We start from the raw sequence: 21,668 nt of genomic DNA, 5'->3' as shown, positions 1-21,668 counted from the left end.
AGAGAAACATTATCTGCAATAGCTTGAACGCTGAAATGAATTTTTAGGGCGATGCAGTTTGAGATTCCATTGCCACCCCGGTGACTTCTCGCAGCTTGACAGGTCTCCCCTGTTCCATGGACATCCTTGCAGCCAGTGCAATCCGTTCAGCCTGAACCGCATCATGGCCGTCGACAGTAACAGGTGTATCCTTCAGGATTGCTTCAATAAAAAGGGCTGTCTCCTGCACATAAGCCTCATTGTATCTTTCCAGAAAAAAGTGAAGCGGTTTATCCCGCATAAGCCCTGCCGCTGTACTAATCTCTGCCGTATTGGGATGATCGTTTGCAGCAGCTGCACTGCCCAATGAGCCAAACACCTCGACACGCTGATCATATCCATATAACGCTTGGCGGCTGTTATCAATGACCCCGATGGCTCCATTTTCAAAACTCATCGTCACAATGGCTGTGTCCACATCTCCATGCTCTGCAAAAACAGGGTGGATCAGCACATTCCCTTGGGCATATACTTCCTCTACTTCACTTCCCGACAGATAACGTGCCATATCAAAATCGTGAATCATCATATCCATGAAAATCCCGCCAGATACCCGGATATACTCCGCCGGCGGCGGGCTTGGGTCCCGTGAAGTGATTTTGATAATATGTGGATCGCCGATCGTCCCCTCCTGCACGTGGTCCCGCACCCGTTTGAAGTTGTGATCGAAACGGCGGTTGAATCCGATTTGCAGCTTCACGCCAGCCTTTTGCACAGCCGCCACAGCCGCTTGGGTCTGAGCCAAATCCATACTGACCGGTTTCTCGCAGAAAATATGCTTGCCCGCTTGCGCTGCTTGTTCAATTAAGGGTACATGCGTATCCGTCGAAGAGCAGATCAGCACAGCATCCACGTTCGGCATCGAGATCAGCTGACTGCTATCTGTCGTTACAACCGGAATTCCCCGTACGGAGGCCCAAGCCTCCAGCTCAGGCCCCGCGAACAAATCACTGATTCCTACAATTTCGGCATGCGGGTTGCGCAGGAGATTGTCTGCATGAATTTTACCGATCCGTCCGGCACCGATAATGCCAATTCTCACTCTGTCCTTGCCCATTTTGTTATCCTCCCTGTCCCTGTTCGCTCGCTATAGGATGAGGTCTCCCTCTTGGTCTGGCTTATCCCTGAGGTTGTTACCAGCGGGCTGTCACCATTTTTTTGCGCGTATAAAATTCAACACCATCCGTACCGTTGGCGTGCAGGTCACCGTAGAAGGATTTCTTCCAGCCGGAAAAAGGGAAAAAGGCCATTGGCGCAGGTACGCCCAAGTTAATGCCAAGCATGCCTGCATCAATCGTTTCACGGAATTGTCGCATACTCGCCCCGCTACGAGTGAACAGGCACGCCCCATTGGCAAAGTCGGAACGATTCGCCAGCTGGATTGCTTCCTCAAGCGTATCTACTCTAGCTATGGAGAGTACAGGGGCGAAGATCTCATCCTTCCAGATTTTCATGCTGCTCTGAACCTCGTCGAATATGGTGGGTCCTACAAAATATCCGGATGTGCTTGCCGCCTCATCCTTGCGGCCATCGCGGATCAAGGCTGCGCCTTCCTGTTCTCCGGATTCAATGTAGCTGAGCGTACGTTCTTTATGCGGACCTCGAATGACCGGGCCGAGGAACACACCCTCATCTAAGCCATTGCCAATTGTGATGTTGTCCGCTGCTTCTACCAGCTTTTGGACCAACGCATCTGCTACATCCCCAACGGCCACGACAACCGAACAGGCCATGCAGCGTTCTCCGGCTGAGCCAAAAGCTGCACTGGTGATCTCCTTCACCGTCAGGTCAAGGTCGGCATCCGGCATGACGATCGAGTGGTTTTTGGCACCGGCGAGGGCCTGCACCCGTTTTCCGTGTGCAGATGCAGTAGTGTAGACGTATTCAGCCACAGGCTGTGAGCCGACAAAAGAGATGGCTTGAACATCCCGATGTTCAAGCAGTCCGTTCACGACGTCATGTGCACCGTGAACGATGTTAAGTACACCGTCCGGAAGCCCGGCTTCCTTGAACAGCTCAGCCAGGCGCCCTGCGAGCAGCGGTGTTCGCTCGGAGGGCTTCAGCACAAAGGTATTCCCACACGCAATCGCCAGCGGGAACATCCAGCACGGTACCATCATTGGAAAGTTGAAAGGGGTGATCCCCCCTATAACGCCGATCGGGTACCGGTACATGCCTGATTCCAGCCCTGTGGCGATATCAGGCAGCTGTTTACCCATCATCAGATTCGGGGCCCCTGCCGCGAATTCGACGCATTCTATGCCCCGCTGTACTTCCCCGTAGGCTTCAGCATAGCTTTTGCCGTTCTCCAATGTAACCAACCGGGCTAGCTCTTCCCAGTGTTCTACCAGCAACTGCTGGTAGCGGAACAAAACACGCGCACGGCGAGGAACCGGTGTGCTGCTCCAGGATGGGAATGCCTCTCTTGCCGTTTGGACGGCGAGATCCACGTCAGCCTGTTCTGACAGCGGCACGTGTGCAATGATTTCCTCCGTAGCCGGATTCATGACCGGCTCAGTTCGGGTTGCCGCGGGGGCTACCCAGGCACCCCCGATCCAGTTTTGTACCATCGTCACGGTTGTGGACGCTTCCGAAATCCCTTTTCCCATAGCCCTGTCTCCCTTCGCTTATATATGTTGCAGCCATTCCTTAGTGATTCAGGACACTATAATCTCGCCCCGATTACAGCGATCAATATAGTCATTCACCTGTTCCACCGTTGGCATCGCATCCGAGCAGCTGTGACTAGAGATGACGATACTTGCTGCTGCGCTGCCATACGCCATACTGCGTTCAATCGTCCAATTCTGCATTAATCCGTACAGAAACCCTGCTGCATAGGAGTCGCCAGCTCCAAATGTCTTCACTACACGCGCTGGGTAGCTGTCTGCACGATGGGATAGCCCCTCGCGGGTATAGGCAATGGAGCCCTCCTTGCCATGCTTGATCACAACAATTTTTGCTGAGTAGTCAAACCACTTTTGCGAGGTCACCTGATCGCTGCGCTGAGTATTATGGTCAAATGTCTCCATCATGTCGAATTCCTCACGGGTACCCAGGATGATATCGCATTTTTCGGCTGCAAGGTTGTAATACACTGCTGTTTCTTCCGCCGATGTCCAGGTGTAGGGACGATAATCGAGATCAAATACAATGACGGTTCCATGTTTTTTTGCATACGTTAGTGCCTGAAATACTGCTTCACGAGATGGGCTCTGGGCAAGAGCCGTTCCGGAAATTAAGAGCACTTTGGAATCCTCGATCAGCTGCTCCTGCACTTCACGGGCTTGTAACAGCAGATCTGCTACATGGTCGCGGTACATCAGTATGCTGCAGTCGGTTGGACTTTTGATCTCGGTAAAAGCAAGCCCTGTCACTGCTCCTGTGTCATCGGTAACCACATTGGACGTATCAATTCCGTTGCGTTCCAGATAACTATGAATGAACCTTCCCATCTGGTCATTGGCAATTTTCCCGATAAAGGCTGTCTCCAGCCCGAGCCTGGACATGCCAATCGTAATATTGGCCGGAGATCCACCTACATACTTCGTAAACGTCATCGTCTCTTCCATCGGACGGTTAATCTCATTGGCGTTTAAGTCAATGCACAGTCTTCCGATTGCGGTAAAATCCGTCTTCCTGGAAGCAGGAAAGGAAACGTAAGCCATGGCTCAGAACCCCTTTCTGTAAATGGAATAGTGTTCTAGATTAAAGGTGCTGACCGATCCAGATAAAATATGCTCTTCTCTCCGACTACACCTTCTGTCTACATTGGTATTTTGATATGCACATATGAAAAACAACTTCGTTACCTAACCCTATGGAAATCATATTAAACTCATGCCGAATTAGATGGGCTACCTAATTAATGAATTCATGTACAAGAGGGAACGTTTCGCATACTCATATGGGTTATGAATGGCAGGATCCTGCTCGCCTTCAAGCATCGCCCACCCATCGTATCCCCGATCAACCAATTCCTGCAGAATCGGTGCAAAATCAATGCATCCATCCCCAGGTACAGTAAATACCCCTTTGCGAATACAGCCGACAAAATCAGATTGTGCTGCCCGTGCCTCATCCAGTACATCCGGACGGATATCTTTCAAGTGGATATAGGCAATCCGGTCATAATGCTTACGCAGCAGAGCAAGTGGATCGGCTCCCCCGTAGTAGGCATGACCCGTGTCATAAAGCAAGTAAACGAGAGTAGGATCGGTCAACTCCATCAACCGGTCGATCTCCTCCGGCCGTTCCACTACAGTGCCGCCATGGTGATGGTATGTCAGTTTCAGTCCATGTTCTCGTGCAATGGCACCAGCCTCATTCAACCCTTCAGCAAGGATGTGCCACTCGGTTTCACTGAGTCTTAGCACTTCCTTCTCATGCGGAGTCCGCCGTGGATCAAAGTGCAGGGAACCCCCAACCTCTGCTGTACTAATGACTGTACTACCCATCGATTGCAGAAACTCCGTGTGTCTGCGATAGCTTTCCAGCTCTGATTTCCGGTATGCCGGGTCGGAGAGCAATACCGACTTCCACTGGGAAACGAGACGGATATTGCGCTTATCTAATTCCTCACGCAGTGCGGCTGGATCCGTTGGATATTTGCGCCCCATCTCCGTACCCGTCAGTCCAAGTCGCTGAATATCATCCAAAATCTGCTCACATGTCGTGTCGTCCCCATGCTCCTTCACATCTTCGCCGACCCAGTTGATCGGATGAATCCCGAGCTGAAATGGCAGCTTGTTCATGGCTCCACGTCTCCTTTATTAGAGTTCAGCATCTTGTCTGTTCAGATAAACGGTGCTGAATTAAATGAGCTTTGCTTTGGCACGGCTGGCTTGCATGGCGTGATGAGCACTTACCACCTTTTCTTCCGTTGATACTTCCGGCACGCCAACATTCCACCAGGATTCATATCCTCCTGCATTTGTCCCTGGGACAACCGGAATCTCGATAAGTGTAGTCACTCTCTCATTCCTTGCATCCCTGAGCGCCTTCTCCAGCTGTTCTGCTGTTTCTGCTCGATATGCTTGTGCTCCCAGACTGCGGGCATGTGCTGCGAAATCCATTGGCAGGTAATCCCCTATCAGTCGTCCACTTTCGGATTCTCTATAACGAAACTCATTGCCGAATCCGTCACTGCCGTGCTCACGCTGCAAATTATGAATGCATTGGAATCCATTGTTATTGAATAGCAAAATGGTGAACTTCTTCTGTTCCTGCAGGCTGGTCACCAGCTCGGAATGCAGCATCAGGTAACTGCCATCACCAACCATGGCGTATACTTCCCGATTAGGCTCGGCAAGCGCTGCTCCAAACGCACCACTCACCTCATAGCCCATACAGGAGAAGCCGTATTCCATGTGATACGTCTTCGGTGCTGCTGCTCGCCACAAGCGATGTAAATCTCCGGGCAGGCTTCCTGCCGCACACACAATGATGGAAGATGGATCAATATTCCGATTAATAATTCCAACGGCAGTGGTCTGTGCCAAGCCGGCTTCGTGCTTTAGTTCATATAGCCGATCTACTTCTCGGTTCCATTCACCCAGCAGATCAGCAACCTCGGATGGGCCGTAGCCACTACGATATCCCCGTTCCTGCATTGCAGTTTGCAGGGCTTGCAGACCTTCCCGTGCATCTGCCAGGATGGCTTCCCCGCCCAGTTTGGCTGCATCCATACCGTTCAGGTTTAGGTTGATAAATGTAACTTCTGGATGCTGAAAAGCAGATCGGGACGCCGTCGTGAAATCCGAGAACCGGGTGCCGACGCCGATCACAACATCTGCTTCTCTCGCGAGTCGGTTTGCCGCCAGAGAACCTGTAACCCCGATGGCCCCCACGTTGAGTGGATGGTCCCAGGACAGTGCACTCTTGCCAGCCTGGGTCTCGGCAACCGGAATGCCAAATGCCTCGGCGAAGGCAGCAAGCTGAACAGACGCCTCGGAATACAACACACCGCCGCCAGCAACCAGCAGCGGCTTCCTTCCGCGGGCCAGCTGTTCCGCGGCCCGTTCAATGGCTGCCTGGACCGGAGGCCGGCGGTCCAGGTAATGCACCTTGCGGGCGAAGAACGCTTCCGGATAATCGTACGCCTCTGCCTGCACATCCTGCGGCAGTGCCAGCGTGACCGCTCCCGTCTCCGCTGGATCCGTGAGAACACGCATCGCCTGTGTTACAGCAATCATTAACTGTTCAGGTCGTACAATGCGATCCCAATACTTGCTGACCGCTTTAAATGGGTCTGTAGCCGAGATGGTATAATCACTGCTCACTTCGAGCTGTTGCAGAACCGGATCCGGTTCACGTGTGGCAAAGTTATCTCCAGGAAGCAGAAGCACAGGAATCCGGTTCACGGTCGCTGTTGCAGCTGCGGTAATCATATTCAACGCACCTGGGCCGATCGATGTGGTACACGCGTATATTTGCCTGCGATTCTTCTGCTTGGCATAAGCGGCTGCAGTGTGTACCATACCCTGTTCATTTTTGCCTTGCATGTACGTCAGACTTCCTGGGCTGCGTTCCAGTGCCTCTCCTATTCCTGTAACATTACCGTGTCCGAAAATACCGATAACACCCTTCACGAATTTGGTCTCCACACCATCTACGGAAATATACTGCTGGTCCAGATAGCGGAGCAGTGCCTGGGCCATGGTCAGCCGGATCGTTGTCATGGATTTCGTCTCCTTTCCCTTCGCGGGTAAAGCGCTTAATCTACGTTAAGTTTAAGCGCCTTACCCATAAAGGTTAAGCGCTTAATTGGTATAGTATTACATCATGGCTAAATAGGCAAGATATTTTTGTAAGCGTTTTATTAAAAACTGAAGCCTAATCTGATCGATACGCTTCCAACCAACATATCACAACAGGATGAATTGTATTTGTTCAAGTTCAATAGGATGTGATTCCAGTGAGCATGTCGTCTTGTGAAAACTCTAAAAGCACAAAAAAAGAGATGATCATGATCATCTCTTTTTTCTCTATATCAGTAAGCGGGTGATGGGAATCGAACCCACGCTATTAGCTTGGAAGGCTAAAGTTCTACCATTGAACTACACCCGCGTAAAATAATATCGGGATGACACGATTTGAACATGCGACCCCCTGGTCCCAAACCAGGTGCTCTACCAAGCTGAGCTACATCCCGTTATGTTATACCGGCGAGAGGACTCGAACCTCCACGGTTTCCCACTCGATTTTGAGTCGAGCGCGTCTGCCATTCCGCCACGCCGGCATATGAAGTTATAAATGGCGCGCCCTGAGAGATTCGAACTCCCGGCCTTTTGATTCGTAGTCAAACGCTCTATCCAGCTGAGCTAAGGGCGCAAAATAATTGGAGCGGACGACGGGAATCGAACCCGCGACCCTCGCCTTGGCAAGGCGATGCTCTACCGCTGAGCCACGTCCGCGTATAAGGGATGCGCGTGGAGGGACTTGAACCCCCACGTCAAAGACGCTAGATCCTAAGTCTAGTGCGTCTGCCAATTCCGCCACACGCGCATATATAAAAGTGAGTCATGAAGGGCTCGAACCTTCGACACCCTGATTAAAAGTCAGGTGCTCTACCAACTGAGCTAATGACTCATAAAAACTGGTGGAGGATGATGGATTCGAACCACCGAACCCGTACGGGAGCAGATTTACAGTCTGATGCGTTTGGCCACTTCGCTAATCCTCCAGGATTAAAAGGTGGCTCGGGACGGAATCGAACCGCCGACACGAGGATTTTCAGTCCTCTGCTCTACCGACTGAGCTACCGAGCCTTATTCAATTTTAGATTAATGGCGGAACCGACGGGATACTCTCACTTCGTTCGAGACTGCGAAGCTGATGCTCTCGAAGTGTATGCTCCGACGAACCCAAAAACGGATTCTCATCCCTGAAGCAAAATAAAGATGGCGGAACCGACGGGATTCGAACCCGCGATCTCCTGCGTGACAGGCAGGCATGTTAGGCCAACTACACCACGGTTCCAGGCATTAATGGTGCCGGCGAGAGGACTTGAACCCCCAACCTACTGATTACAAGTCAGTTGCTCTACCAGTTGAGCTACACCGGCATATATGGTGGAGGCTGAGGGGCTCGAACCCCCGACCCTCTGCTTGTAAGGCAGATGCTCTCCCAGCTGAGCTAAGCCTCCATATCTATGACCCGTAGGGGATTCGAACCCCTGTTACCTCCGTGAAAGGGAGGTGTCTTAACCCCTTGACCAACGGGCCTTAATGGCTCCCCGAACAGGACTCGAACCTGTGACAACTCGATTAACAGTCGAGTGCTCTACCAACTGAGCTATCAGGGAATGGTGGAGCCAAGCGGGATCGAACCGCTGACCTCCTGCTTGCAAGGCAGGCGCTCTCCCAGCTGAGCTATGGCCCCATGTTTGTTTACCCCACAAAGTGAAGTATAGCTTCGAGGTTTATTCCGATTACTTTCCGGGGACCCCGTGAATTTCATAAAACTTGTATGGTGGGCCCTGGTGGACTCGAACCACCGACCTCACCCTTATCAGAGGTGCGCTCTAACCAACTGAGCTAAGGGCCCTTATCAAAAACTCGAAAAAAAATACCCCAGTGGGGTCTCGCTTGGCAGCGTCCTACTCTCCCAGGACCCTTCGGTCCAAGTACCATCGGCGCTAGAGGGCTTAACGGTCGTGTTCGGGATGGGTACGTGTGGAACCCCTCCGCCATCGCCACCAAACGATGCTGCTATACACTCAGAGATCATTCTCTGAAAACTAGATCCGAAACGAAACTTGCGACTAAAACCTGCAATTTGGATAAGCCCTCGACCGATTAGTACTGGTCAGCTCCATGCATTACTGCACTTCCACCCCCAGCCTATCTACCTCGTCGTCTTCAAGGGGTCTTACATACTGGGAAATCTCATCTTGAGGGGGGCTTCACGCTTAGATGCTTTCAGCGCTTATCCCGTCCGTACATAGCTACCCAGCGGTGCTCCTGGCGGAACAACTGGTACACCAGCGGTACGTCCATCCCGGTCCTCTCGTACTAAGGACAGCTCCTCTCAAATTTCCTACGCCCACGACAGATAGGGACCGAACTGTCTCACGACGTTCTGAACCCAGCTCGCGTACCGCTTTAATGGGCGAACAGCCCAACCCTTGGGACCTACTTCAGCCCCAGGATGCGATGAGCCGACATCGAGGTGCCAAACCTCCCCGTCGATGTGGACTCTTGGGGGAGATAAGCCTGTTATCCCCAGGGTAGCTTTTATCCGTTGAGCGATGGCCCTTCCATGCGGTACCACCGGATCACTAAGCCCGACTTTCGTCCCTGCTCGACTTGTAGGTCTCGCAGTCAAGCTCCCTTATGCCTTTGCACTCTTCGAATGATTTCCAACCATTCTGAGGGAACCTTTGGGCGCCTCCGTTACTCTTTAGGAGGCGACCGCCCCAGTCAAACTGCCCACCTGACACTGTCCCCGTACCCGCTAAGGGCACCAGGTTAGAACCTAGATACGATCAGGGTGGTATCCCAACGGTGCCTCCACACAAGCTGGCGCTCATGCTTCAAAGGCTCCCACCTATCCTGTACAGATCGTACCCAAATTCAATATCAAGCTGCAGTAAAGCTCCATGGGGTCTTTCCGTCTTGTCGCGGGTAACCTGCATCTTCACAGGTATTAAAATTTCACCGGATCTCTCGTTGAGACAGCGCCCAAGTCGTTACGCCATTCGTGCGGGTCAGAATTTACCTGACAAGGAATTTCGCTACCTTAGGACCGTTATAGTTACGGCCGCCGTTTACTGGGGCTTCGGTTCACAGCTTCGGATTACTCCTAACCGCTCCCCTTAACCTTCCAGCACCGGGCAGGCGTCAGCCCGTATACTTCGCCTTACGGCTTCGCACAGACCTGTGTTTTTGCTAAACAGTCGCTTGGGCCTTTTCACTGCGGCCCCCTCGTGCTATTCACACTACCGGGGCACCCCTTCTCCCGAAGTTACGGGGTCATTTTGCCGAGTTCCTTAACGAGAGTTCTTCCGCGCGCCTTAGAATTCTCTTCTCGCCTACCTGTGTCGGTTTGCGGTACGGGCACCTTCATCTGGCTAGAGGCTTTTCTTGGCAGTGTGAGATCATGACCTTCGCTACTGTAATTTTCACTCCCCATCACAGCTCAGCCTTAGATGTGCGGATTTGCCTACACATCAGCCTTACTGCTTGGACAGACATCCATCAGTCTGCGTCACTACCCTACTGCGTCCCCCCATCGCTCGTAACGATTTACGGTGGTACAGGAATTTCGACCTGTTGTCCTTCGACTACGCCTTTCGGCCTCGCCTTAGGTCCCGACTTACCCTGAGCGGACGAGCCTTCCTCAGGAACCCTTAGGCTTTCGGCGGATCAGATTCTCACTGATCTTTTCGTTACTCATACCGGCATTCTCACTTGTATAATGTCCAGCGCTCCTTACGGTACACCTTCAACCCTTATACAACGCTCCCCTACCCCTGATCATAAGATCAAGCCATAGCTTCGGTGGTGTGTTTAGCCCCGTTACATTTTCGGCGCAGAGTCACTCGACCAGTGAGCTATTACGCACTCTTTCAATGGTGGCTGCTTCTAAGCCAACATCCTGGTTGTCTGTGCAACTCCACATCCTTTCCCACTTAACACACACTTGGGGACCTTAGCTGATGGTCTGGGCTGTTTCCCTTTTGACAATGGATCTTAGCACTCACTGTCTGACTCCCGGAAGTAAGTCTATGGCATTCGGAGTTTGACTGAGCTTGGTAACCCTTGCGGGCCCCGCACCCAATCAGTGCTCTACCTCCACGACTCTGTTTTCCGAGGCTAGCCCTAAAGCTATTTCGGGGAGAACCAGCTATCTCCGAGTTCGATTGGAATTTCTCCGCTACCCCCACCTCATCCCCGCACTTTTCAACGTGCGTGGGTTCGGGCCTCCAGTGCGTGTTACCGCACCTTCACCCTGGACAGGGGTAGATCACCCGGTTTCGGGTCTACGTCCACGTACTACATCGCCCTATTCAGACTCGCTTTCGCTGCGGCTCCGGCTCTTCACCTTAACCTTGCACGGGAACGTAACTCGCCGGTTCATTCTACAAAAGGCACGCCATCACCCCTAAAATGGGCTCTGACTTCTTGTAAGCACACGGTTTCAGGTTCTATTTCACTCCCCTTCCGGGGTGCTTTTCACCTTTCCCTCACGGTACTGCTTCACTATCGGTCGCTAGGAAGTATTTAGCCTTGGCAGATGGTCCTGCCGGATTCATACGGGGTTTCACGTGCCCCGCACTACTCGGGATCCGTCTCGGAGGGAACAGACTTTCAATTACAGGGCTTTTACCTTCTTTGGCGGGCCTTTCCAGACCTCTTCGTTTAACCGGTTCCTTTGTAACTCCATGTGAGACGTCCCACAACCCCAGAAAGCAAGCTCTCTGGTTTGGGCTGTTCCGCGTTCGCTCGCCGCTACTGACGGAATCACTATTGTTTTCTCTTCCTCAAGGTACTTAGATGTTTCAGTTCCCCTGGTATGCCTCTACACAACCTATGTATTCAGTTGTGAGTAACTGGATATTACCCCAGCTGGGTTTCCCCATTCGGACATCCCCGGATCAAAGCTTGCTTACAGCTCCCCGAGGCAGTATCGTTGTTCGCCACGTCCTTCATCGGCTCCTAGCGCCTAGGCATCCTCCGTGTGCTCTTAGTAGCTTAACCAAATGCTCAAATTGAGCAATGCAGTTATCACTATTATTTGAAACTTGTTTAACACAAGTTCAGCTAAAAGGAATGTTCTAATTCGCAATTTTCGTTTCGATATCTAGTTTTCAAAGAACAAGCTCCATGCAAAAGCAAGCTGTTTGAGAGTTTGAGCTCTCAAAACTGAGCAACGAGTGAGTAACTAGCCAACCTGGCTAGATTTTAGATTTGAATGTCTTCATTGCAGAAGACGATTCTCCATAGAAAGGAGGTGATCCAGCCGCACCTTCCGATACGGCTACCTTGTTACGACTTCACCCCAATCATCTATCCCACCTTCGGCGGCTGGCTCCTTGCGGTTACCCCACCGACTTCGGGTGTTATAAACTCTCGTGGTGTGACGGGCGGTGTGTACAAGACCCGGGAACGTATTCACCGCGGCATGCTGATCCGCGATTACTAGCAATTCCGACTTCATGCAGGCGAGTTGCAGCCTGCAATCCGAACTGAGACCGGCTTTTTAGGATTCGTTCCACCTCGCGGCTTCACAGCCCGTTGTACCGGCCATTGTAGTACGTGTGTAGCCCAGGTCATAAGGGGCATGATGATTTGACGTCATCCCCACCTTCCTCCGGTTTGTCACCGGCAGTCACCTTAGAGTGCCCACCCGAAGTGCTGGCAACTAAGATCAAGGGTTGCGCTCGTTGCGGGACTTAACCCAACATCTCACGACACGAGCTGACGACAACCATGCACCACCTGTCTCCTCTGTCCCGAAGGAAAGCCCTATCTCTAGGACGGTCAGAGGGATGTCAAGACCTGGTAAGGTTCTTCGCGTTGCTTCGAATTAAACCACATACTCCACTGCTTGTGCGGGTCCCCGTCAATTCCTTTGAGTTTCAGTCTTGCGACCGTACTCCCCAGGCGGAATGCTTAATGTGTTAACTTCGGCACCAAGGGTATCGAAACCCCTAACACCTAGCATTCATCGTTTACGGCGTGGACTACCAGGGTATCTAATCCTGTTTGCTCCCCACGCTTTCGCGCCTCAGCGTCAGTTACAGCCCAGAGAGTCGCCTTCGCCACTGGTGTTCCTCCACATCTCTACGCATTTCACCGCTACACGTGGAATTCCACTCTCCTCTTCTGCACTCAAGTCATCCAGTTTCCAGTGCGATCCGGGGTTGAGCCCCGGGATTAAACACCAGACTTAAATGACCGCCTGCGCGCGCTTTACGCCCAATAATTCCGGACAACGCTTGCCCCCTACGTATTACCGCGGCTGCTGGCACGTAGTTAGCCGGGGCTTTCTTCTCAGGTACCGTCACTCCTTGAGCAGTTACTCTCAAGGACGTTCTTCCCTGGCAACAGAGCTTTACGATCCGAAAACCTTCATCACTCACGCGGCATTGCTCCGTCAGGCTTTCGCCCATTGCGGAAGATTCCCTACTGCTGCCTCCCGTAGGAGTCTGGGCCGTGTCTCAGTCCCAGTGTGGCCGATCACCCTCTCAGGTCGGCTACGCATCGTCGCCTTGGTGAGCCGTTACCTCACCAACTAGCTAATGCGCCGCAGGCCCATCCTCAAGTGACAGATTGCTCCGTCTTTCCAGCTTCCTTCAGGCGAAGAAAGCAAGTATTCGGTATTAGCTACCGTTTCCGGTAGTTGTCCCAAGCTTGAGGGCAGGTTGCCTACGTGTTACTCACCCGTCCGCCGCTAACCATCAGAGAAGCAAGCTTCTCTTCAAGTCCGCTCGACTTGCATGTATTAGGCATGCCGCCAGCGTTCGTCCTGAGCCAGGATCAAACTCTCCAATAAAGTATTGAAAAGAGCGATTAGCTCATTTTGAATCTGACGAGATTAAAAATCTCATTTTCGCTTCGAAATCATACAGTCAGATGACTTGTACCCATTTCTCAGCATCGATCTTACAAAGTAAGATCGTTACTCACTCGTTGTTCAGTTTTCAAAGATCAAACGTTGTTTGCATCAGAGTGTTGTTCTCTTCAGCAACTTTTATATCTTATCATGTCCGAACCAATTTGGCAAGCACTTTTTTTGAAGTTTCTTTCGAAGCTTGTTAAGTCAGCTTACCGCACCGTGTATCTCGTGTTTTCTTGGCCGGAATTAGAATATACCATGCTGCAAGAGTAATTACTACATGTAAAATATCCCAAATGCTAATATCGAAGAAAGAATAGATTTACACAGATACTTTGACCATTATTCTGCAGTCATCAGTGTGCAGACTATATCTAAAACTTATCAGACAGAGGTCAACATCTATTCCAACCCAGTCATTCAGGTAGACATGTATTGTACAGTAGAGGTGAGACTCATTAGTTTCTTTTTCGAAAGCATTTCTGGATTCACTGTTGAAAGCATTCTGAATCCTCTGATACAACTTATATGGTCTACTACGGATCACCTACTACGTTATCTATCTTCTATTAATAGTAGAAGCTGATAGTTAGATATCTGATTACGATGGCCAAACCACTACCGGTCTTTCCTACTTGTTTCCGAATCTACCCATCACAATCGTATCGTAGGACTCCCCGTTCGCATGTCTGCGGTCCTTTTTCAACACACCTTCAATTTCAAAACCCATTCTTCGGTATAGCTCTATTGCTTTATCATTCGTTTCTAATACAGTCAGTGTTACTTTCTCAACACCGCTTCTGTCTGCCCAATGGAGTGATAACTCCAGCAGCTTATTCCCAATGCCATAGCCCCAGTAATTTCGGGCAACACACACCCCAAACTCAACTCTATGGGAAAACCGCTTCAGGTCAGACCCCTCACATCTGGCGTACCCAACAATCTCTTCCTGCACAGTAGCCACAAGAAACAAGTTTCGATCTTTCTCTGAGTCAACACGGATAATGTTCCTGAACCCCGCTGCATCGATATAAGCTTCTCCCTGCTCTCGGTCCATGTTCTCCGTTTCTCCATCGATCTGTACACGAAGCGAAGATAACGACTTTGCATCCCTTTCTTCTGCCGATCTAATCGAATAAGCCATTCCTTTTATGATAAACTCCTGTCTATGAATCTTCATATCTACCCTTCCCTCTATTTCCTATCCGAATTCGGATGGACTTTTGCCCGTAAGCATTTTGAATACCTGACTAAAATACGTCGCGTTTCGGAACCCCGTCATCTCACTAACCTCGTAGACCATGTAATGACCAGATTGCAGCAGCTCTATCGCCTTTTGAATTCGGTATCCGTTTAGATAACCCACGAAATTCTCCCCGGTTACCCTTTTGAATAGCTGGCTCAGATATTTGGGATGTACAAAAAGCCCCTTCGCAATGGCCTCAAAACTGATTTCTTCAGCATAATGCTGCTCCACATACTGTTTCACCTGATCGACAAGTTTATTGCTCTTTTTCTCTGTCATCTCTTTCCGTGTCTGCTCGATCCATTCTCCAATAAATGCATCCATCCAGCATAGCAGATCCTGCAATGAATATTTAGTTTGAATGTCCCTGAGAAACTCGCTCAAGGCCATTGGCGGCTGTAACAGGGGATATTGTCTATTCCAACTCTGAATTAAGGTATTAAAAAGACTTACGGCTACCACCTGTACATCCTGAAGGCCAGTGCATTTGCCAAACTTAAACATCTGGTGGATCAAAAGCCATGCCTCTTCTGCCAAATCAATCTTCATGTCTGCCCAAGACTCGTTCCATTGCTGCAGCAGCATAGAATAATCATGGACACTCGTTTCGACTCTTTGGATGGAGTTATATGAATAGATTCGGCTTCCTCCCTGAAATTCCGCCATCTCAAGGGCTTCTCTGCTCTCCAAATAAGAGTCCATTACCTCGCACAGATGATTTTTGGGTGTTCCAATCCCAGCGCTCATCTCCATTTTGAGATACGTAAATACCTGGTCAATCATCCTTTCCACAAGGGAGTACATCTCATCAAGCAGCTCTTCTCCGCCAAAAAGAAGCAGTACAAAAACCTGATCTGAATAATCCACGATCTCAACCTGACTGTTCGGTAAACACACCGTTTGTTCCTTGATCGTTTCCTGAATAATATCAGCCGCCCCGTAGCGGAGCAGCTGCCAGTCACGCTCTTTCATCTTTGTCAGAAATCCGGGGCGATTCAGCTGTAGACTAATCGCGCTTACCTGCGCAGACAAGGGAATACCCACGTAATCCATACGTTCACTTGGCAGCTCATTGACCTGATAACGTGTGGTCAGGAGTTCGTGCAGAAACTGTTTGCGCAAATAGGGAACTACCTTTCCGATCTCCTGCTTGTATGTTCGCTCCAGCCGCTCATGCCGCTCTCGCACCTCCTGTTCCAACAGAACTTCACGCAGCACGGATTCGATCTCTTCCACCTCTGCCGGTTTCAGCAGAAAATGATTCACTCCCCACCGCATGGCAGCCCGAGCATTCTCGAATTCGTCGTATCCACTTAAAATGATAATCGGCAGATGAGGATAATTGCGGCGAAGTGCCTGTGTTACCTCCAACCCTGTCATCCCTGGCATGTAAACATCGGTCATGACCAGATCAGGGCGCAGCCGGTCGAATTGTTCAAGCGCATCTATGCCGTTGGAAGCTGTGCCTGCAATTCTCAAACCCAGAGAAGGCCACTCAATATGTTCGGTTAAAGCCTTAATCATATGTGGATCGTCATCTACAAGCATGATGGTTTTCATATGTTTTCACCGTCCAGCCAGAGATTTAACTGCTCTTCCGTCTCAATACGCGGTAGTGAGATCGTTACCTGCACACCACCCGAGCTACCTGTACGTAAATGAACGCCATATCCCTTGCCACAATATAACTGAATGCGCTGATGTACATTTCTCACACCGATACCTGATGAACTTTCCAGTCCCCACTCTTCTGGTAAACCTTGACCATTATCCATAATCTGAACAACGACCCTGGATGGATCCTCCGTCTCTTCCCCTATTTCCACACGTATTTGAAGTGTCTCATCTTTGGGATTTGCATGTATGACGGCATTTTCAATAAAGGGCTGCAAAATAATTTTGGGGATGTAACAGCTCCGGACACGCGGATCGATCTGTTCTTCATAATGAATGGAGAAAGGCAATCTTTCGGCCTGGATGCTGACATAACAACGGGCATGCTCCAGCTCATCACGAATTTTAATGAACATTTTACCTCCACTAAGGCCAATGCGTAAAAGTTTGCTGAGCTGTACAATCATGCGGCTAATGTCTTTGGCTTCATAATCAAGCGCACGCCAGTGGATCATATCCAGTGTATTGTAGAGAAAGTGAGGTTTGATCTGTGCCTCCAGCAGACTTGTCTGGGCCTCTCGTTTGGCGCGGCTCTCCTCCTTCACCTGGTTCATCAATTCCGTCAGTCTGGAAGCCATATGATTGAAGCCATAAGCCAGATGAGCATATTCCTGGGTAAAAGAGAGCTGTACCCTGGTTTCGAAGTCACCCTTCTCAAGCTGTCTCATTCGCTTAATCAACTGACGAAGGGGCCGGATAATGCGCCGGACGAACAAATACGCGAATACGGCTGAACATACCAATCCGACCACAGCAATACCGAGCACCTGCCATCCCGCATACCTGACCGGAGATAGCAGTGTATGTACAGGTATCGTCTGTACCAAACGCCACTGAAGTGTCGCGGGCTTGGAATACAGCACGAGCTGCGCACCGCCACCATCGCCAGATACTACCTCGAATCCATCTTCATTCTGCTGGGCATGCTCTTGAATCCATTCACTATCCACGACCGGTAGCGTTCCCCGAGCGGCTGTATCCACTCGCAGAAGCGAATCAGCGACAACTGAATCTTCATGACCACTGAAACGTTGGTCGTAAGCCCTTATCGGATCTGCCTCACCCATCTGCATAATGACGTTCCCGGCCGTGTCCACGAGCAGCACCTGTCCATCCAATACCATGGGCATGTCCGCAAATCGGCGAACAATATCGGCACGACTCAATCGGATTAGGACATAGGCCGCCGTACTGCCACGACTGTCGAAGATCCGCTGGGCATAACCAACCAGGGAATGTCCTGATTCATTTTCCCGCAGAGGTACCCAGGCTGCATCTGCATGTTCCAGAGCTGTGAACCATGCGTCCCCTGCAATCGTATCTACTGGAAAAATCCGGTCAGCCATCGTGACGTTAACCCCATTGAACGCATCCGTATACAACTCCACGGAGGTGATGCCTTCACTAACCACAAGCGTATGGTCCAGTATTTTGGCTAACTCCCGTCTTTGGTGAATCTGTGTCAGACTCCCTGTTCCTGCTGTCTCCAGCAAACTTGAGAGCTCTCTGTTGCTCGCCAGCGAATAGGCGGTTCCTGTTACTCCAGTAATAAAATCAAAACCGCGCCGGGTGCTCTCGTTAAGGAGTGCCAGCCGTGCTTTGCTAATCTCGGTAAAGGTTACGGTAGAGAACGACTGATATGCCAGCCAGACGATGCCAGATACAAGCAGCAGGTTAAACGCAATAAAGCAAGTCACCATCAGCGTGGTGAGCTTGCTTTGCTGCAGTTTGTGATTGATAAACAGGGATAATCTTCGTTTCCACATGAAACCAACTCATTTCGTTTGGAAATTACCCTTTGAGCCCGGAGGTCGCGATCCCTTCCACGAAGTACTTTTGGCAGACCATAAATACGATGAAACAAGGCACGAGCGATAACACGGACATGGCAAACATCGGGCCCCAATCCGATTGGGAACTGGAATCCAGGAACAAACGCAGCCCCAGCGGCACCGTGTACTTGCTAACATCGCTTAAATAGATCAGTTGGCTGAAGAAGTCATCCCACGTCCACAAAAAGGTAAAGATCATCGTGGTCACCAGCGCCGGAAAGGCCAGCGGGATAATGACCTTTGTGTATATGCGTACGGGTCCACAGCCATCAATGGTTGCCGCCTCATCCAGCTCTTTGGGCAGACCGCGGAAGAATTGAACCATCAAGAAAATAAAGAAAGCATCCGTGGCGAGCCATTTGGGCACCACCAGAGGCAGGTACGTATTCACCCATTCCAAATGGTTGAACAGGATATACTGCGGAATCAGCGTCACATGATGCGGCAGCATGATCGTCATTAACATCAGGCCGAAGCAGATTGCCTTGAAACGAAAATCAAGTCTAGCAAAGGCATACGCAGCCATTGAACAAGAGACCACATTACCCAGGACCGCACCCAGTGACAGGACAATGGAATTGGTCAGGAAACGGGAGAATGGGTTACCCTGGATCCCGGTCCAGCCGTTCATGTAATTTTGAAAGTTCCATTCCCGCGGCCAGAACCACGTCTCCGTGAAGATCATATGTCCCGGCTTGAACGAACTGCCCAGCATCCAGAGCACCGGATACAGCATGACGAGGGCAATTCCTGAAATCAAAATATGTTTCGCCATGACCCAAACAGCAGAATTCCGTTGTCCAATCATGATTTCCCACCATCCTCATAATGGACCCACAGCTTGCTGCTGCGGAATACCAGCAAAGTAAACACGCCGATCAGGATTACCAGCACCCAGGCCATCGCCGAGGCATAACCCATTTGAAAGAAGGAGAATCCCTTCTTATAGAGATACAGGGAATACATCAATGTTGAATTTACAGGACCCCCGCTACCATTGCTGATGACGAAGGCTTGCGTGAACGATTGAAAAGACGTAATTAATTGCATGACCAGATTAAAAAAGATTACCGGCGATAATATCGGCAGCGTTATATTGAAGAAACGCCGGAGCGGACCAGCACCATCTACCGCAGAAGCTTCGTCATATTCAGGTGGAATTTGTTTCAGGCCTGCCAGGAAAATAATCATGGATGATCCGAACTGCCATACGGATAACAGCACGATGGAGTACAGCGCATATTTCGGATTAGCCACCCAATCCGGTGCCTTGATACCCACCATGGCAAGCACGCCATTGAGCAGGCCGTCACCACCCAGCATTTTGCGCCACAACATGGCGATGGCCACACTGCCTCCAAGCAAGGTGGGGATGTAATATACAGTCCGGTAAATACCCAGCCCGCGAATCCCCTTGTTAAGCAGCATCGCGACAAGCAAGGCAAAGATTAATTTAACCGGAACGGACACAGCAACATACGTAAAGGTCACCTTCAGCGACTGAATAAACAGCTTATCCGATGTAAACATGGTCGTGTAGTTACCCAGACCGACCCAGGAAGGGGCGGCCAGGATACTGTAGTCTGTAAAAGAAATATATAATGAAACCAGCATTGGGCCCAGGGTCAGAAACAATAACCCAACCAGCCATGGGGCCAGAAACAGAAGTGCTGCTCCACTATGAGCATACCTCCGTTTCACCCGCCGGGCTGTCATACGCTCGGTTCGGGCTTGACTGACCTGTGTTGTACTCATCTTCGCAACCTCCCCGCGGAATTTGAAGTCCGGATCTGTTCAAGGCTCTATTGACTCGATGCTAGTGTCGCCTTGGCACCTTCAATGAATTGGGCAATCACATCCGATGTGCTGCCTTGACCGAAGGCGATCTGCTCACTAGCACTCTTGAAGCTGGTATCCACTTCGGAAAATCCCTGCGGGTAAGGCGGATCAATTTCACTGGAGTTTTTGGATACGACGTCGATAAACTGAAAGATGGCTTGCTCCGCTTCAGGCAGCGTAGGTTGCATTTGCTCACGAATGCTGGAGTTGACGGGTACTCCCCGCTCGGAGCCGAGAATGGCGGTTGCCTCCGGATCGTTCACCATGAAGTCAATAAACATGGCCACTTCCTTCGGATGCTTGGTTTTGGCGTAACCCGACAGGAACTGACCTGCTTTCAGGTATTCACCGATTTGCTTTTCGTTCTCGCCATGCGGGAGCACTTGTATGCCAAGCTTGTGATCCTGGTTTTTGTTCACCTGCTGGAACGTCAATAATTGGTTGGACCACGCAAAATCCATGGCGGCCGTACCCAGCGAGATCGGACGTGTCTCCAATGCGTTGGTTGTGGACGCTGTCACCTCGGCAGGGGTAACTCCCCCGTTCTCGCGAAGGGCTCCCCACATGTCAAACCACTGCTGAAGCTCCTCAGAGGTTGCCGCCATCGTCCCACCTTCGAATAGTCCCTTGCCTGTTTGACGAATAAACACCTCAAACATGTTGGTCGTTCCCGATACATCCGCTGATCCGTAGAAACCTTCACCCTTTTCTGCAGCAATCCTGGCTGCAATATCGCTAAAGTCCTTCCACGTCCAGCTCTCCTGAGGCTCTTCGATTCCAAGTTCCTTAAACAGGGTTGCATCATAAATGACTCCGGGCGCATTCACACCTAACGTAATTGCGTATAATTTATCATCAATCGATCCGGCTTTGAGCATGCTCGCGTCATGGTCATCTGTACGGAGCTCTTTGCTCTCGCTGTATGGGGTCAGGTCGAGAAGTGCACCACGCCGGGCAAAGTCGGTAAGAAAAGCGTAATCCATCTGTACAATATCCGGTGCATTCGAACCAGCTACCTGCGTGGTCAGCTTGTCAAAATATCCGTCCCATCCGGAGTATTCCGGTTTGATCGTAATACCAGGGTGTTTCTCTTCAAACAGTTTGATCACTTTGGTCGTCAGATCATGGCGCGTCTGTGATCCCCACCAGGTCATGCGCAGCTGAATGTCGCCCGAGGCAGCTTCCTCACTTCCCTCACCAGATGAAGCAGTAGACCCGGTAGATGCTCCGGAACAGGCTGTAGCCAATAACAACAGGGACATGCAGAATAGGGTTACCCATTTTTTAGTGATCAACATGAATGAATTTCTCCCCTTTTATTATGGAATCGCTTACAAAACTATTGTAACGGCGTATTACCGCTCATGACATAAACAAAAGTAAGCTTTCCTGTCAAAAAAGTAAGGGGTTAGGGAGTAAAAACCACCGGAGTATATTCTCCGGCGGTTTATCAAGTCAAGAAAACATCATCTTCA

Annotated in this window: 11 protein-coding genes, 16 tRNA genes and 3 rRNA genes; all 30 read right to left on the bottom strand. The window is 50.6% G+C overall.

Features of this window, described 5'->3' with window-relative positions:
* Nucleotides 1-43: 43 nt before the first annotated feature.
* Entirely contained in the window at nucleotides 44-1,096 is a 1,053-nt protein-coding gene (iolG, locus tag F4V51_RS01460; RefSeq protein WP_153976566.1) for an inositol 2-dehydrogenase, read from the bottom strand.
* A gap of 76 nt (nucleotides 1,097-1,172) precedes the next feature.
* The gene (locus F4V51_RS01455; RefSeq protein WP_323131797.1) at nucleotides 1,173-2,648 is read right to left on the bottom strand and encodes a CoA-acylating methylmalonate-semialdehyde dehydrogenase; all 1,476 of its coding nucleotides are present in this window, start codon (nucleotides 2,646-2,648) and stop codon (nucleotides 1,173-1,175) included.
* A gap of 48 nt (nucleotides 2,649-2,696) precedes the next feature.
* Entirely contained in the window at nucleotides 2,697-3,707 is a 1,011-nt protein-coding gene (gene iolC / locus F4V51_RS01450; RefSeq protein WP_153976565.1) for a 5-dehydro-2-deoxygluconokinase, read from the bottom strand.
* A 189-nt stretch (nucleotides 3,708-3,896) separates the two neighbouring features.
* Nucleotides 3,897-4,793: a myo-inosose-2 dehydratase gene (gene iolE, locus F4V51_RS01445; protein ID WP_153976564.1), complete on the bottom strand. Its 897-nt coding sequence runs from the start codon at nucleotides 4,791-4,793 to the stop codon at nucleotides 3,897-3,899.
* A 60-nt stretch (nucleotides 4,794-4,853) separates the two neighbouring features.
* Entirely contained in the window at nucleotides 4,854-6,719 is a 1,866-nt protein-coding gene (iolD, locus tag F4V51_RS01440; protein ID WP_153976563.1) for a 3D-(3,5/4)-trihydroxycyclohexane-1,2-dione acylhydrolase (decyclizing), read from the bottom strand.
* 317 nt (nucleotides 6,720-7,036) lie between these two features.
* Nucleotides 7,037-7,107, bottom strand: a tRNA-Gly gene (locus F4V51_RS01435).
* Between the two features lie 11 nt (nucleotides 7,108-7,118).
* Nucleotides 7,119-7,192, bottom strand: a tRNA-Pro gene (locus F4V51_RS01430).
* 8 nt (nucleotides 7,193-7,200) lie between these two features.
* Nucleotides 7,201-7,279: transfer RNA gene (locus tag F4V51_RS01425), tRNA-Leu, on the bottom strand.
* A gap of 15 nt (nucleotides 7,280-7,294) precedes the next feature.
* A tRNA-Arg gene (locus tag F4V51_RS01420) sits at nucleotides 7,295-7,371 on the bottom strand.
* An 8-nt stretch (nucleotides 7,372-7,379) separates the two neighbouring features.
* Nucleotides 7,380-7,454 (bottom strand) — tRNA-Gly (locus tag F4V51_RS01415).
* Nucleotides 7,455-7,464: 10 nt separating this feature from the next.
* Nucleotides 7,465-7,545, bottom strand: a tRNA-Leu gene (locus tag F4V51_RS01410).
* A gap of 11 nt (nucleotides 7,546-7,556) precedes the next feature.
* Nucleotides 7,557-7,629, bottom strand: a tRNA-Lys gene (locus F4V51_RS01405).
* 8 nt (nucleotides 7,630-7,637) lie between these two features.
* Nucleotides 7,638-7,723, bottom strand: a tRNA-Tyr gene (locus tag F4V51_RS01400).
* A gap of 12 nt (nucleotides 7,724-7,735) precedes the next feature.
* A tRNA-Phe gene (locus tag F4V51_RS01395) sits at nucleotides 7,736-7,808 on the bottom strand.
* A 133-nt stretch (nucleotides 7,809-7,941) separates the two neighbouring features.
* Nucleotides 7,942-8,019: transfer RNA gene (locus tag F4V51_RS01390), tRNA-Asp, on the bottom strand.
* Between the two features lie 9 nt (nucleotides 8,020-8,028).
* Nucleotides 8,029-8,104 (bottom strand) — tRNA-Thr (locus F4V51_RS01385).
* 5 nt (nucleotides 8,105-8,109) lie between these two features.
* Nucleotides 8,110-8,185, bottom strand: a tRNA-Val gene (locus F4V51_RS01380).
* Between the two features lie 7 nt (nucleotides 8,186-8,192).
* A tRNA-Glu gene (locus F4V51_RS01375) sits at nucleotides 8,193-8,264 on the bottom strand.
* Between the two features lie 4 nt (nucleotides 8,265-8,268).
* Nucleotides 8,269-8,344 (bottom strand) — tRNA-Asn (locus F4V51_RS01370).
* 1 nt (nucleotide 8,345) lies between these two features.
* A tRNA-Ala gene (locus F4V51_RS01365) sits at nucleotides 8,346-8,421 on the bottom strand.
* 88 nt (nucleotides 8,422-8,509) lie between these two features.
* Nucleotides 8,510-8,586: transfer RNA gene (locus tag F4V51_RS01360), tRNA-Ile, on the bottom strand.
* Nucleotides 8,587-8,625: 39 nt separating this feature from the next.
* A 5S ribosomal RNA gene (gene rrf / locus F4V51_RS01355) occupies nucleotides 8,626-8,742 on the bottom strand.
* 75 nt (nucleotides 8,743-8,817) lie between these two features.
* A 23S ribosomal RNA gene (locus F4V51_RS01350) occupies nucleotides 8,818-11,741 on the bottom strand.
* A gap of 246 nt (nucleotides 11,742-11,987) precedes the next feature.
* Nucleotides 11,988-13,539: ribosomal RNA gene (locus F4V51_RS01345) — 16S ribosomal RNA — on the bottom strand.
* Together the 16S, 23S and 5S rRNA genes with 16 tRNA genes alongside form the textbook arrangement of a ribosomal RNA operon.
* A gap of 694 nt (nucleotides 13,540-14,233) precedes the next feature.
* Nucleotides 14,234-14,782, bottom strand: a complete 549-nt coding sequence (locus F4V51_RS01340) for a GNAT family N-acetyltransferase (RefSeq protein WP_153976562.1) — start codon at nucleotides 14,780-14,782, stop codon at nucleotides 14,234-14,236.
* 21 nt (nucleotides 14,783-14,803) lie between these two features.
* Nucleotides 14,804-16,408 (bottom strand): response regulator, encoded by a 1,605-nt coding sequence (locus F4V51_RS01335; RefSeq protein ID WP_153976561.1) that lies wholly within the window; start codon nucleotides 16,406-16,408, stop codon nucleotides 14,804-14,806.
* Entirely contained in the window at nucleotides 16,405-18,288 is a 1,884-nt protein-coding gene (locus tag F4V51_RS01330) for a cache domain-containing sensor histidine kinase (protein WP_153976560.1), read from the bottom strand. The genes F4V51_RS01335 and F4V51_RS01330 overlap by 4 nt, the downstream gene beginning before the upstream one ends.
* 25 nt (nucleotides 18,289-18,313) lie before the next feature.
* Nucleotides 18,314-19,162 carry a carbohydrate ABC transporter permease gene (locus F4V51_RS01325; protein WP_153976559.1) on the bottom strand — a complete coding sequence of 283 codons (849 nt, stop codon included), beginning with the start codon at nucleotides 19,160-19,162 and terminating at the stop codon, nucleotides 18,314-18,316.
* Nucleotides 19,159-20,070, bottom strand: coding sequence for a carbohydrate ABC transporter permease (locus F4V51_RS01320; RefSeq protein WP_162010007.1), 912 nt, complete (start codon nucleotides 20,068-20,070; stop codon nucleotides 19,159-19,161). The genes F4V51_RS01325 and F4V51_RS01320 overlap by 4 nt, the downstream gene beginning before the upstream one ends.
* 86 nt (nucleotides 20,071-20,156) lie before the next feature.
* Nucleotides 20,157-21,491: an ABC transporter substrate-binding protein gene (locus tag F4V51_RS01315; protein WP_153976557.1), complete on the bottom strand. Its 1,335-nt coding sequence runs from the start codon at nucleotides 21,489-21,491 to the stop codon at nucleotides 20,157-20,159.
* Between the last annotated feature and the right edge of the window lie 177 nt (nucleotides 21,492-21,668).

Origin of the sequence: Paenibacillus xylanilyticus (genome assembly GCF_009664365.1) — a bacterium.
In the GTDB taxonomy this organism is placed as follows: Bacteria; Bacillota; Bacilli; order Paenibacillales; family Paenibacillaceae; genus Paenibacillus; species Paenibacillus xylanilyticus_A.
The sequence above is the reverse complement of the archived record's forward strand: the minus strand, read 5'-3'. Positions and strand labels throughout refer to the sequence as shown.